Raw genomic sequence first — 11,981 nt, forward strand, 5'->3', positions numbered from 1 at the left:
TGGCTAGTCCGTGCTGGTCGCCGTGCCGGAGCCGGTGCTCGACGTCACGTCGTCGGCGGGCTGCGCGGCAGCCGGGGTGGCCAGGCCTGGTCCGGCCGAGTGGTCACCGTCGGCCGGGGCGTCCGACACCGACGATGCCAGGTCGGCGAGTGCGGCCGCGCCGTTCTCGAGCAGTTCGGCGGCGACACGGCGGCCGACGTCGAGGGCCTCGTCGAGGCGTTCCTGCGCGGACCCGTCGAGGTGCGCCGCGTGCGACGCCGTGCGGTACTCGGAGCCGTCGGGGCGGTACACCGTCGCGCTGACGAGCAGGAGCTCGGCGTCCACGACCGCGGTCGCACCGATCGGCGCGGAGCACCCGGCCTCGAGCTTCGCCAGGACCTCGCGCTCGGCCGTCACCGTGAGGCGGGTCGGCGCGTGGTCGAGCTTCCGGAGTGCGGCGAGCAGGTTCTTGTCCGTCTCGTCCGACCGGATCTCGACCGCGAGCGCTCCCTGACCGGGGGCACTCGGCCAGAAGCCGAGGTCGAGGAGCTCCGTGGCGGCGCTCAGTCGGTCGATGCGCCCGAGTCCAGCGGCGGCGAGCACGACCGCGTCGAGGTCGTCCTCCACCCGGCCGAGGCGGGTGTCGATGTTGCCGCGGATGTCCACCACGTCGAGGTCCGGACGCTTGGCCTTGAGCTGCGCGACCCGGCGGGGCGACCCCGTGCCGACCTTCGCACCCTCGGGCAGCGAGTCCACCGTGGCGCCGTTCCGGGCCACGAGGACGTCACGGGCGTCGGCACGCTTCGGCACCGCCGCGATCGTCAGCCCCGGGTACGGCGCGGTCGGGAGGTCCTTGAGGGAGTGCACGAGGACGTCGACCTCGCCCGCGACGAGTGCTTCGCGCAGGGCGCTGGCGAAGACCCCGGTACCGCCGAGGCTGGCGAGCGATGCACGGTTCGTGTCGCCCTCGCTGGTCACCTCGACGAGTTCGACGGGACGGCCGGACGCCTTCGCGAGGCGGTCGGCGACGTCTTGCGACTGCGACATCGCGAGCCGGCTGGCCCGGGTGCCGAGACGGATCGGTGCCGGACCGGCCGGCGCCTGCTCGGCTGCCGGCCGCTCGGCTGCTGCCTGCTCGCTCACGGTGCCAGGCCGGCGGCGGCGGGCTTGAAGCCGGCGCGCACGTTCTCGCAGCAGCCCGGTCGGCAGACGTCGTACCAGGGGCCGAGGTCGGTCAGGTGCGGTCGCTCCGACGTCGGGACGCCGTTGACGCGCTCGAGCACGAGGTCGATCAGCCCGGCGACGTACGCCGGGTCGACGCCGGGCGTCTGCGTCCGGACCGACCAGAAGCCGAGCTCCTGCGCGGTCTCGGTGGCTTCCTCGTCGAGGTCCCACATGACCTCCATGTGGTCGCTCACGAAGCCGAGCGGGACGATGAGCACGGCGCGGGTCGGTCCGCCCTGGAGCTCCTCGTTCATGTAGTCGTTGATGTCCGGCTCGAGCCAGGGCTGCGTCGGGGGGCCCGAACGCGACTGGTAGACGAGCTTCCACGCGGGCTTCGACGTCCCGGCGAGGTGCGCGTGCTCGGGCTGCTCGACGAGCTCGTTCCACGCCTGCTCGAGGACGACCTCGGCGACCGCGAGGTGCTGCGCCTCGTACGCGCCGTGCTCGTCGAAGCCGCGGAAGTCCGGCCCGGAGCGGGCGGCGTCGGCCGAGGGGATCGAGTGCGTCGAGAACAGCACGTGCAACTCGGTGCCGAGGTCGAGGCCCTCGTTCTCCGCGATCGCCTTCGCGAGGCCGTCACGCACGCCGTCGACGAACGGCCGCACGAAGCCCGGGTGGTCGAAGAACTGCCGGACCTTGTCGATCTTGATCGTGTCGATGAGGCCCGTGGCGTCGAGCACGCGGGCGTAGTCCTCGCGGTACTGCCGGCAGCTCGAGAACGACGAGTAGGCGCTCGTCGCGATCGCGATGAGGTTCGTCAGCCCGCGGTCTGCGGCTTCGGTGAAGGCGTCCTCGAGGTAGGGTTCCCAGTTGCGGTTGCCCCACAGCACGGGCAGGTCGATGCCGCGCTCCGCCAGTTCGGCCTCGAGCGCTGCCTTCAGCGCGCGGTTCTGCGCGTTGATCGGGCTGACGCCGCCGAAGTGCCGGTAGTGGTGCGCGACCTCTTCGAGCCGCTCGTCCGGGATGCCGCGGCCACGGGTGACGTTGCGGAGGAACGGGATGACGTCGTCCTGGCCCTCCGGACCGCCGAACCCGGCGAGGAGGATCGCGTCGTACGCGGTCGGGACCTCGACGTGTTCGGGTCCGTCGACCGCGGCGGGGGTCGCGGCGAGGACGGCTCCGTGTCCGTTCGTGATCTGGCTGGTGTCGGTCACGACAGCACCTCCGGCAGCTCGGCGGTCGTCACGCGACGACCCGTGTAGAAGGGCACTTCCTCGCGCACGTGGAGGCGTGCCTCGGTGTAGCGCAGGTCGCGCATGAGGTCGACGAGGTCCACCAGGTCGGGGCTCTCGAGCGGGAGGATCCACTCGTAGTCGCTCAGGGCGAACGTCGCGATCGTGTTCGTCAGCACACGGCGGTACTTCGCGCCGGCGATGCCGTGGTTGCGGAGCATCTTCGAGCGCTCGTCCTCCGGCAGGAGGTACCACTCGTAGGAGCGGACGAACGGGTACACCGTGATCCACGCCTCGGGGTCCTTGCCGCGGAGGAACGCGGGGGTGTGCCGCTTGTTGAACTCGGCCTCGCGGTGCATGGCCATGGCGTGCCAGACCGGCTCGGCGTCGCGGAAGAGCGGGGTGCGACGGATCTCGCGGAGCACGGCCTGGATCGCCTGCGCGTCGTCGCCGTGGAGCCAGATCATGACGTCGGCGTCGGCACGGAAGCCGGAGACGTCGTAGAAGCCGCGGATCGTGACGCCGCGGTCGGCCGCGGCGGACACGACGCCGTCGAGCTCGGCGACACCGTCGTCACCGACCGGGGTCACCGCCCCGACCGGACGGCGGAAGACGGCCCACAGGGCGTAGGCCGTCAGGAGGTTCGGGTCGATGCCGGAGGCCGGGTCGGTCTCGTGTGCGTCGCCCGGAGCGGGCACGGTGGAACTCATGGGTCCTTTGTCCTATCGGTTGCCAGGGATTACCTCGGCCCCTGCCGAAGAGCGCCCGACGAGGAGGACCCGCGCGGCGGCGATGCGTCGGCCGGTCACCGCCGTCGGAGCACCGCTACGACGATACCCCCGACCACTGCCACGCCGGCTGCGAGCCCGGCCAGGTACGGCACGGGGTTCTCGTCCGCGCGCCGCTTCACCTTCGCGGCGGCGATGCCGAGCTGCTTCGGGACGTTGAGCTTGTCCTCGATGGCGTCGAGGGTGTCGAACAGCTGCGCGCGGGTCGCCGCGACGCGGTCGGCCAAGTCGTCGTGCTGGTCGGTCACGGTTCCTCCGTCGGTGGTGCTGGTGCTGGGGGTGTCTGCGCGACCTCGGTCGCTGCCGGGGGTCGGCGTCAGAACCGGCCGCCGACGTCGGGCTTGCGCGATCCGTACTGCGTCCTCGGGGTCGGCTTCTTGCCGAGGCCCTTGACCGCGTTGACGTCGTTCTTCACGCTGTCGATCGTGCGCTTCGGCGTGATCGGCAGCCCCTTCTTGAAGCGCTTCCACCCGATCAGCCCGAGGATCGCCGCGACGACGAGCATGACGACGGCGACGATCAGCGCGGCGAGCCACGCCGGCATCACGGTCGCGAGGCCCATCACGGCTGCCGTCAGGAGGACGCCGATCGCGTACAGCACGATGACGAGCGCCGCGATGAGGAGCCCGGCCGCGAGCGCGAAGATCTTGACCTTCGCCAGCATCTCGGCCTTGAGCAGGTTGAGCTCACCGGTCACGAGCTCCTTGACGAGCTTCGGGACGTCGCCGACCAGACCGAACAGCGAACGCGGCTTGCGGTCGCGGGTGTCGGTCATGAGGTGTGAGCGTCCTTCTTCTGCCCGACCTTGCGGACGACCTTCTTGGTCTGCTCGCCGACGAACTCCGCGACGTCCGGGGTCTTGTCGGCGATGAACTCCTCAGCCGTGTGGACGCCCTTCTGGACGCCGTTGCTGTTCCAGATCTTGCCGCTGACGGTCTTGATCTGCTCGTACCGCGCCCGTCCGGCTCGTGATCCCAGGACGTACCCGAGTGCTGCGCCGGCGACGAACAGGAGCTTGCCTCGCATGTGCGATTCCTCCGTTGGGTCAGTGTGCGGTGGTCATGCGCCGAGCGGTATACGTCCGGCGTCTCCCCAACAGTAGCCCTCGGGCACCGCCCGGTCCGCCCAGGTTCACAGGTCCGCGTCGTCCAGGATGCGTTCAGCGGCTGTCCGGGCGGACGCGACGATGCCCGACAGCCCGCGACCGCTCGAGGTCTCGCCGATGCCGATGACTCCCTCGGCGAGGCCGGCGGCGGTCGTGTCCGGTCCGTGCCACCGAACGCGGGCAGCGCCACGGACACGGTCCGTCCCGAACCGCACGCCCAGCAGGGCGACGGCGTCGCGGACCGCGCGCACGCCGGTCGGGTCGGCCGGGTCCACCGGGAGGCTCGTGGCGACGTCCGACACGTCGGCGTGCGTCGCGTAGCTGAGGCGCAGGACGTGCGCACCGCCCGTCGCCTCGGCGAGCCAGGGCCACTTCACGGTGGCGTGCGTCAGGGCCTTCGCGCCGACCCCCTCGGCGTCCGGGTGCACGAGCATGCCCGTCCCGCGCGGAGCGGCGTCGAGAGCGGGTTCCTCGACGACGAGCGTCACGAGCTCGATGCCGGTGCGGTCGGCCGCCGCCGTACGCTGCGGGTCGGCCGTCGAGGAGAGGACGTGGTCGGCCACGAGCGTCTCGGTCTCGCCGTCCGCTCCGGTGACCTCGACGTGGTGTCCGGCGACGGCGGTCGCGCGCGTGCTGAGCCTGACTTCGACCCGGTAGGTCTCCATGTCCGCCACGAGTTCGTCGACCAGACGGACGATGCCGCCGCGGATGCCCTGGACGGCGGAGCCGGCAGCGGCACGGGAGCGGAGTGCGAGCACGGCGCGGCCGAGCGAGCCGTCCCGGAGCAGCGCGGCTCGCAGCCCCGGCGCCACACGGTCCGGGTCGAGGCGGTCGGGGTGCGTCGAGTGCACGCCGCCGGCGATCGGGACGACGAGGTCGTCGAGCACCCGCTCGCCCATGCGCTTCCGGACGAGCTCGCCGAGCGACGCCGCCTTCGCGCCTACGGGGGACGGCAGCAGGGAGTCCATCTGCGCCCGCAGACCGGCCTTCTGCCCGATCACGGCGAGGACGTCGGCCGCCATCGGCGTGCTCGGGATGCCGAGGAGGCCCGTGGCGGGGATCGGCGCGGTGCGACCGTCGCGGGTCATCAGCCACGCGCCGCGCTGGTCCGGCGTCACGATGTCGTTGCCGAGTCCGAGTTCGATCGCGAGCCGGCTGATCGCGTCCGTCCTGGTGGCGAAGGAGTCCGCGGCCATGTCGAGGTCGATGCCGGCGACGGTGTGCCGACGGACCATGCCTCCGAGCACGCCGGACGCCTCGACGAGCACCACGTGGGCACCCGCCTTGGCGAGGTCCCGCGCGGCGACGAGGCCGGCGACACCACCACCGACGACGACGACGTCGGTCACGCCGGCTCCCCCGCCGTCCGGCCGGAGCCCAGGGAGTGCACGAGCTCGACGACGCGGGTGATCACGGTCGGGTCCGTCTCGGGCGGGACGCCGTGCCCGAGGTTGACGACGTGGGCACGGGCCGATCCGCCGCGACGGACGACGTCGCGCACGTGGGCCTCGAGCACCGACCAGGGAGCGGAGAGCATCGCCGGGTCGATGTTGCCCTGCACGGTGACGTCGGTGCCGACGCGGCGGACGGCCTCGTCGAGGGGGATGCGCCAGTCGACCCCGACGCCGTCGACCACGACGGAGTCGCCCCCGAGGGTGGTCATGTCGTGCAGGACCTCGCCGCTGCCGACGCCGAAGTGGATCCGCGGGACGCCGAGGTCCGCGACGTGCTCCAGCGCCCGGGCCGAGTGCGGCGCGACGGACGCGAGGTAGTCGGCACGCGGCAGCGATCCCACCCACGAGTCGAAGAGCTGCGCGGCCGAGGCTCCGGCGAGCACCTGCGCCCGGAGGAACGCCCCCGACACGTCCGCCGCCCAGGCGAGCAGGCGCGACCACGTCTCCGGGTCGGCGTGCATCAGGGTGCGGGCGCGGATGTGGTCCTTCGACGGACCGCCCTCGACCAGGTAGGCGGCGAGGGTGAAGGGCGCGCCGGCGAACCCGATGAGCGGCGTGCTCCCGAGCTCGGCGACCGTCCGCGCGACGGCCTCGGTGATCGGTGCGAGCGACGCCGGGTCGAGGGGCTGCAGGGCGTCCACGTCGGCTGCCGTGCGGATCGGGGAGCCGAGGACCGGACCGCGACCGGGGACGATCTCGACGTCGACGCCCGCGAGCCTGATCGGCACGACGATGTCGCTGAAGAAGATCCCGGCGTCGACCCCGTGCCGACGGACCGGCTGGAGCGTGATCTCGGACGCCATCGCCGGGTCGAGGCAGGCGTCGAGCATCGCCGTGCCGACCCGCAGCTCGCGGTACTCCGGCAGCGAACGCCCGGCCTGCCGCATGAACCACACGGGGAGCGTCTCGGGTCGATCGCCACGGAGCGCACGGACGAGCGGGGAACCGCTGGTCAGGCCGGAGGTGAGGGGGTGCGTCCCGGGGAGGGCGGAGGCGGGGGCGTCGGTCACCGGACGATTCTCCCACCGGCTGTCCGGGTGGTTCCCGCACATCCGTGCAGCCAACCGCCGGCACACCGAGCGCGGGTTACCATGGAACACGTGCTCATCTGTCTCACGGCGTCGCACCGCAACGCCAGCTTCGATCTCCTGGAGCGACTGAGCATCGGCGCACCGACCGCCGCGAGCCGTCTCGTGACCGACTCCGACGTGTTGGACGGAGCCGTCGTCCTCGCCACGTGCAACCGCTTCGAGGCCTACCTCGACATCGCGGGGGACGACCGTGACTCCGCCGTCTCGGCCACCGTCGACGCCGTCGCCACCGCCAGCGACCTCTCCCCGACCGAACTCCGCGACTCCGTCCGGGTGCTCGGCGGCAAGGACGTCGTGCAGCACCTCTTCGCGGTGTCCAGCGGACTCGAGTCCGTCGTCGTCGGGGAGACCGAGATCTCCGGACAGGTCCGTCGCTCGCTCGAGGACGCCCGCTCGAACGGCACCACCACCTCGGACCTCGAGCGCCTCTTCCAAGAGGCCGCGCACACCTCCCGCGGCGTCAAGACCCGCACGCGCATCGGTGCCGCCGGACGGTCGCTCGTCCGCCTCGGCCTCCAGCTCGCGTCCTCCCGCGTCACCGACTGGGCGCAGACCCGCGTCCTCCTGATCGGCACCGGCAGCTACGCCGCGACGACCATCGCGGCGCTGCGCGACAAGGGCGCCGCGAACATCCAGGTGTTCTCGCCCTCTGGTCGTGCGTCCTGGTTCGCGGCGAAGCACGACCTCGTCGCCGCCCGAGACCTCCGCCAGGCCATCGGGTCGAGCGACGTCGTCATCACCTGCACCTCGAGCGAGGTCCCGGTCGTCGCACCGGCAGACCTCGACGACGGCGTCCGTCGGATCGTCATCGACCTCGGGCTCCCCCGCAACGTCGACCCCGCCGCGGCCGGTGTCGACGGCGTCGAGCTGCTCGACCTCGAGACCATCAGCATCCACGCGCCGATCAACGAACTGAACGCCGAGTCCGAGGCCCGCGCGATGGTCGACGACGCCGTGTCGCGCTTCCGCGCACAGGCGCTCGAGCAGTCGACCACCCCCGCACTCGTCGCCTTCCGCAAGCACGTGTTCGACATCCTCGACGATGAGATCGACCGCGCGAAGCGTCGTGACGGTGACCCCGAGTCCGTCGAGCAGACCGAGCGTGCCCTCCGCCACCTCGTGGGCGTGCTGCTGCACCGGCCCTCGGTCCGCGCACGGGAGCTCGGTCGCGCCGGTCGTGGCGAGGAGTTCGTCGGTGCGCTCGACGCGCTCTTCGGCGTGCAGCCCGCCCCCGAGACCGAGGTGCCGAGCCCGGTCGTGCCGCTCGCGGAGCGCACCGCGCCCGCCCGTGACGACGCGGACCGCACCGACGAGGCGGACGCGAGCTGAGCCTCCCGGCCGTCCCCACGCTGCGCGTGAGCGCGCTGCTCCTCGTGCGTGACCGGCGGGTCCTGATGGTGCGTGCGCGGGGGCGCGACGTCCTCTACCTGCCCGGCGGCAAGGCCGAGCCGCACGAGACCGACGTCGAGGCGGTACTCCGCGAGGCGTACGAGGAGACCGGACTGAGCCTGACGGCACAGGACGTCGAGCCGTTCGGGACGGTCACGGAACCCGCGCACGGGCAGGCGCCCGGCACGATGGTCGCGATGGCGCTGTTCACGGTCCGGCCTGGAGGCACGCTCGACTCCGCCACGCCCGTCGCCTCGGCAGAGGTGGACGAGGTGGAGTGGGTCACCTCCGCGGACGCGGACCGGTGCCCGCCCGCCGGTGTCGAGACGCTCCGGCGGCTGGTCGCCGCGGGCCTCGTCGACTGACGGGCGGGACCAGCGCTACTCGTCCTTGTCGGTGTAGTGGCCGACGCCCTCGGTGCCGGTCGGCTCCGGCTCGCCGGGGATGTCGCTCTCGACGTACTCACCCTGCTCGCCGTCCGGCGTCGGACGACCCTCGCCCGGGATGTCGCTCGACACGAACTCCCCGACGGGCTCGGTGCTCGCGACGTGCTGCTCGCCCGGGATCTCGCTGTCGGTGAAGGCCCCGGCGCGGGGTTCGACGCCGTCCGCGCGACCCTCGTCGCCGCGTGCCTGCTCGTGCTTGTCCGTCATGGCGGTCTCCGTCGTCCGTGGCACGGGCCCTCCCGTGCCGGTGACCGCGAGTGTGCTCGCGGAGGCTGGACACCGCCCGAGTCCGGGTCGCTCGACGGTGGTTGCGTGGGCCCATGCAGCGCAGCACCGTCCCCAGGGTCCTGTCCGTCGCCGTCGGGCTGGTCGCCGTCGGCGTCCTCGCCGGGTGTGCCGGCGGAGGAGCGGCGACGCCGAGCGCCACGGCGACGTCCACCGAGACCGTGACGGCCACGCCGACGCCGTCCTCGTCGTCCGCGTCGGGGTCGTCGGGCACCGGTTCGTCGTCCGGCACCGGGTCGTCGTCCGGCGAGTTCGCCCGGTGTGCCGCGTCGTCGTTGTCGCTCACCGAGCAGCCGGGCAGCGGCGGCGCTGCCGGGAGCACGATCATCCACCTCGCGTTCACGAACACGGGTTCGTCGACGTGCACGCTCCAGGGCTGGCCGGGCGTCTCGTTCGTCGGTGGCGGCGACGGCCAGCAGATCGGTGCCGCGGCGTCCCTCGACCGCTCGTCGCCGCACCCGACCGTGACGCTCCGCCCCGGACAGGTCGCGGTCGCGCCGCTGAAGATCGGGCAGGCCGGCAACTACTCCGCCGCGGACTGCTCCCCGGTGACGCCCGACGGCTACCGGGTCTACCCGCCCGGGTCGAAGACGTCGCTGTTCCTCAAGGACGAGGGGCGCCAGGCGTGCCGGTCGTCGGACGCGCCGCTGCTCAGCGTGCAGGCGCTCGTGCCGGAGGGTCAGGCGACCGACTGAGGCCTGCCACGATGGGCGTATGGTGACCATCGCGACGGACGTGCCGACCTCGGCCGAACTGATCGGCCTCTACACATCGGTCGGCTGGTCGGCCTACACCCGTGATCCCGACCTGCTCGAGGCCGCGGTGTCGGGTGCGCACCTCGTGGTGACCGCCCGCGTGGACGGCGTGCTGGTGGGGCTCGTGCGCACGGTGTCGGACGGGGCGACGATCGTGTACGTGCAGGACGTCCTCGTGCGCCCCGAGCACCAGCGGACCGGGGTCGGCCGGGCGTTGCTCGCCGAGGTGCTCCGCCGGTACGACCACGTGCGCCAGACGGTGCTGCTCACCGACGCCGAACCCGGGCAGCGGGCGTTCTACGAGTCGCTCGGGTTCGTCGAGGCGCACGACGTCTCGCCCGGGTCGCTGCGATCGTTCGTGCTGCTGCGCTGACGTCGCGCTGATGCTCGCTGCACGTGGAAGCGCCGCTCCCGGGGGTCCCGGGGGCGGCGCTTCGGTTGGTGGTGCGGGGTGTTACTTGATCTTGGCGGTGATGGTCGCGGTGCCCACGAGCAGGCCGCGCTTGACGGCGTCGGTGCCGAACGTCTTGTTCAGCAGGCCGGCAGCGTCCTCGGAGATGTGGACCGTGGTGCCGGTCAGGATCGCGTTGTCGCCCTCGAGCTGCAGCGGCTTGAGGGTGCCACCCCACAGCTCGAACAGGTACGCGTTCGCCGCGGCGACCTTGCCGTTGACCAGCACGTCACCGTAGAGCTTGGACGACCCCGGGTTCACCACGAAGTTCTCCAGCGTCACCGTCGTGTCACCGGCCTTGAGCGTCAGGCCCGAGTCGTCGTGGTTGAGCAGCCCCTGCACGTAGGGGCGGTACGAGCCGTCCGGGTTCCAGTACGTGACCGACCCGGCCGTGATCGGGAACGACACCGACCCGTTCTCGAGCTTGGCGTTGCCGGACACCCCGGGGGTGAGCTTCAGGGCGGTGAGGGCGTCGGTGAAGCCCGAGTCGAGCTTCACCGCCGTCGTGCCACCCAGCACCTCGGGCACCGACGCGACCGGCGCCGGGATCTTCGACGAGGACGAGGACACGGTGTGGATCGCGGGCGTCGACGCGTTCGCGGCGCCGACACCGAACGCGGCGCCACCGAGGACGAGCGCGCCGGTCGTGGCGAGGGTGATCGAGGTCTTCAGGCTCTTGCGCATGGTGGAATCCTTTGCTGTGGTCGCGCTCGGCGCGGCGTTCGATGGCGCGCCGAACTCACCCGATGACGGGTGGAGAACCAGCTGGTTGCGGCTGGTGAGCGCTCCGGGTGGTTCCCGGTCTGTGCAGGGGATTCGACGCCCTCGTCGGAGTGGATTGGAGCGAGTTCTGCCCGTTACCGTTCCGTGATGAGAGCCGATCGCGGCAAGTCAGCGGCGAGCGGGCAGGTGCACGGCCTCGAGCACCTCCGTGCCCATCGTGCGCAGGGCGTCCACGACCGCGAGGCGGCGCTGCAACGTCGCGTCGTCGAACGTCACCGTGACCGCGTAGCTGACGGAGGACGCCGGCCCGCGGAGGATGCCCGCCTCGGCACGGACCCCGAGCGACGAACCGGTGGTCGAGACCACCTGCAACCCGTGGTCGAGCGACCGGTGCGCCAGCGGGTCGAGCGCGAAGGAGCCCGCCACGAGGGAGAGGTCGCTCGACAGGGAGAGCCACCCGAGCACCCGGTTCGAGACGGCCTCGTCGACGACCTCGCCGAGCGCGAGCCCGCGGAAGAGCCAGCTGAGCTCCCCGGTCGCCGCCACCGAGGCATCAGGAGCGTCGTCCGGGCCCCGGCGGTCCCGGATGCGGTCGATGAGGGCCGTCCGCTCGATGCCGAGCGACTCGGCGCGCTCGCGGACGGCGTCGATGCCGACGGTCGAGAGCAGCGCGTTCATGGCCCAGGCGTCAGCGGTCGCGCCGACGAGGGTCGCGAGGTCCGACACCTGCATGGTCGACTCCTGCAGGAACTGCCACAGTCCGGCACCCGTCGCGGTGTCACGGGCCATCCGCTGCAGGCGGTCGCCGTGCAGACCGCCGTCCTCGAGCAGCGCAGCGACCTCGATGAGCAGCAGCACCCGCCCGAGGCTCGCGACCGGTTGGACCAAGGTGTCGTCGACCGCGAGCAGCGCCTTGCCGGTCGACGTGTCGATGACGGAGGCACTGACCCCCGCACCGTCCCTCGCCAACGCGCCCAGTGCCTCCAGGGTGGCTCCGAAGCGCTCGTCGGCACCGCCACGGTGCCGACCGTGCGCGCGGCCGCCGCTGCCACCGCGCGATCGGTCACCGTCGCCGGCCGACCCCTGACGGCGTCGCCGGGACGGTAGAGCCGCGTCCGG

At 72.3% G+C, this 11,981-nt stretch carries 15 protein-coding genes; 4 read left to right on the top strand and 11 right to left on the bottom strand.

Annotated features, from left to right (window positions below; genetic code table 11):
* Positions 1-3 precede the first annotated feature (3 nt).
* The 8 genes from hemC to hemE form a co-directional block, all read right to left on the bottom strand.
* Positions 4-1,059 (bottom strand): hydroxymethylbilane synthase, encoded by a 1,056-nt coding sequence (hemC, locus tag ACIPYW_RS05070; protein ID WP_400412513.1) that lies wholly within the window; start codon positions 1,057-1,059, stop codon positions 4-6.
* A gap of 59 nt (positions 1,060-1,118) precedes the next feature.
* Positions 1,119-2,357 carry a ferrochelatase gene (locus ACIPYW_RS05075; protein WP_400411353.1) on the bottom strand — a complete coding sequence of 413 codons (1,239 nt, stop codon included), beginning with the start codon at positions 2,355-2,357 and terminating at the stop codon, positions 1,119-1,121.
* On the bottom strand, positions 2,354-3,085 hold the full coding sequence (gene hemQ, locus ACIPYW_RS05080; RefSeq protein WP_400411356.1) for a hydrogen peroxide-dependent heme synthase: 732 nt from the start codon (positions 3,083-3,085) through the stop codon (positions 2,354-2,356). The genes ACIPYW_RS05075 and hemQ overlap by 4 nt, the downstream gene beginning before the upstream one ends.
* A gap of 95 nt (positions 3,086-3,180) precedes the next feature.
* Positions 3,181-3,411 carry a DUF3618 domain-containing protein gene (locus tag ACIPYW_RS05085; protein WP_290133266.1) on the bottom strand — a complete coding sequence of 77 codons (231 nt, stop codon included), beginning with the start codon at positions 3,409-3,411 and terminating at the stop codon, positions 3,181-3,183.
* A gap of 68 nt (positions 3,412-3,479) precedes the next feature.
* A complete protein-coding gene (locus ACIPYW_RS05090) occupies positions 3,480-3,938 on the bottom strand; it encodes a phage holin family protein (protein WP_400411360.1) in 459 nt (152 codons plus the stop codon).
* On the bottom strand, positions 3,935-4,189 hold the full coding sequence (locus tag ACIPYW_RS05095; RefSeq protein WP_058724481.1) for a hypothetical protein: 255 nt from the start codon (positions 4,187-4,189) through the stop codon (positions 3,935-3,937). Before ACIPYW_RS05095 ends, ACIPYW_RS05090 begins: the two co-directional genes overlap by 4 nt.
* 105 nt (positions 4,190-4,294) lie before the next feature.
* Positions 4,295-5,617, bottom strand: a complete 1,323-nt coding sequence (locus ACIPYW_RS05100) for a protoporphyrinogen/coproporphyrinogen oxidase (protein WP_400411362.1) — start codon at positions 5,615-5,617, stop codon at positions 4,295-4,297.
* Positions 5,614-6,774: a uroporphyrinogen decarboxylase gene (hemE, locus tag ACIPYW_RS05105; protein WP_400411364.1), complete on the bottom strand. Its 1,161-nt coding sequence runs from the start codon at positions 6,772-6,774 to the stop codon at positions 5,614-5,616. Before hemE ends, ACIPYW_RS05100 begins: the two co-directional genes overlap by 4 nt.
* Positions 6,775-6,822: 48 nt before the next feature.
* Between hemE and ACIPYW_RS05110 the strand changes: the two genes are divergently transcribed.
* Both ACIPYW_RS05110 and ACIPYW_RS05115 read left to right on the top strand, forming a co-directional pair.
* Positions 6,823-8,142, top strand: a complete 1,320-nt coding sequence (locus ACIPYW_RS05110) for a glutamyl-tRNA reductase (protein WP_290133270.1) — start codon at positions 6,823-6,825, stop codon at positions 8,140-8,142.
* A gap of 26 nt (positions 8,143-8,168) precedes the next feature.
* Positions 8,169-8,567, top strand: a complete 399-nt coding sequence (locus ACIPYW_RS05115) for an NUDIX domain-containing protein (protein ID WP_400411367.1) — start codon at positions 8,169-8,171, stop codon at positions 8,565-8,567.
* A gap of 15 nt (positions 8,568-8,582) precedes the next feature.
* Here ACIPYW_RS05115 and ACIPYW_RS05120 read toward each other — a convergent pair whose 3' ends face one another.
* Positions 8,583-8,855: a hypothetical protein gene (locus ACIPYW_RS05120; RefSeq protein ID WP_290133272.1), complete on the bottom strand. Its 273-nt coding sequence runs from the start codon at positions 8,853-8,855 to the stop codon at positions 8,583-8,585.
* A gap of 113 nt (positions 8,856-8,968) precedes the next feature.
* On the opposite strand from ACIPYW_RS05120, the gene ACIPYW_RS05125 reads away from it, so the two are divergent.
* Together ACIPYW_RS05125 and ACIPYW_RS05130 are read left to right on the top strand one after the other, a co-directional pair.
* Positions 8,969-9,628 carry a DUF4232 domain-containing protein gene (locus ACIPYW_RS05125; protein WP_400411371.1) on the top strand — a complete coding sequence of 220 codons (660 nt, stop codon included), beginning with the start codon at positions 8,969-8,971 and terminating at the stop codon, positions 9,626-9,628.
* A gap of 19 nt (positions 9,629-9,647) precedes the next feature.
* The gene (locus ACIPYW_RS05130; RefSeq protein ID WP_400411374.1) at positions 9,648-10,061 is read left to right on the top strand and encodes a GNAT family N-acetyltransferase; all 414 of its coding nucleotides are present in this window, start codon (positions 9,648-9,650) and stop codon (positions 10,059-10,061) included.
* 81 nt (positions 10,062-10,142) lie between these two features.
* Here ACIPYW_RS05130 and ACIPYW_RS05135 read toward each other — a convergent pair whose 3' ends face one another.
* A complete protein-coding gene (locus tag ACIPYW_RS05135; protein ID WP_400411377.1) occupies positions 10,143-10,823 on the bottom strand; it encodes a hypothetical protein in 681 nt (226 codons plus the stop codon).
* A gap of 207 nt (positions 10,824-11,030) precedes the next feature.
* Positions 11,031-11,831, bottom strand: coding sequence for a serine hydrolase (locus ACIPYW_RS05140; RefSeq protein WP_400411379.1), 801 nt, complete (start codon positions 11,829-11,831; stop codon positions 11,031-11,033).
* Positions 11,832-11,981 lie beyond the last annotated feature (150 nt).

It is taken from the genome of Curtobacterium sp. NPDC089689, from assembly GCF_044749145.1.
GTDB lineage: Bacteria > Actinomycetota > Actinomycetes > Actinomycetales > Microbacteriaceae > Curtobacterium.

Coding starts and splice junctions, on each gene's coding strand:
- hemQ (WP_400411356.1), bottom strand. CDS start 3,085: ATGAGTTCCACCGTGCCCGCTCCGGGCGACGCACACGAGACCGACCCG.
- ACIPYW_RS05090 (WP_400411360.1), bottom strand. CDS start 3,938: ATGACCGACACCCGCGACCGCAAGCCGCGTTCGCTGTTCGGTCTGGTC.
- ACIPYW_RS05095 (WP_058724481.1), bottom strand. CDS start 4,189: ATGCGAGGCAAGCTCCTGTTCGTCGCCGGCGCAGCACTCGGGTACGTC.
- hemE (WP_400411364.1), bottom strand. CDS start 6,774: ATGTGCGGGAACCACCCGGACAGCCGGTGGGAGAATCGTCCGGTGACC.
- ACIPYW_RS05120 (WP_290133272.1), bottom strand. CDS start 8,855: ATGACGGACAAGCACGAGCAGGCACGCGGCGACGAGGGTCGCGCGGAC.
- ACIPYW_RS05125 (WP_400411371.1), top strand. CDS start 8,969: ATGCAGCGCAGCACCGTCCCCAGGGTCCTGTCCGTCGCCGTCGGGCTG.
- ACIPYW_RS05130 (WP_400411374.1), top strand. CDS start 9,648: ATGGTGACCATCGCGACGGACGTGCCGACCTCGGCCGAACTGATCGGC.
- ACIPYW_RS05135 (WP_400411377.1), bottom strand. CDS start 10,823: ATGCGCAAGAGCCTGAAGACCTCGATCACCCTCGCCACGACCGGCGCG.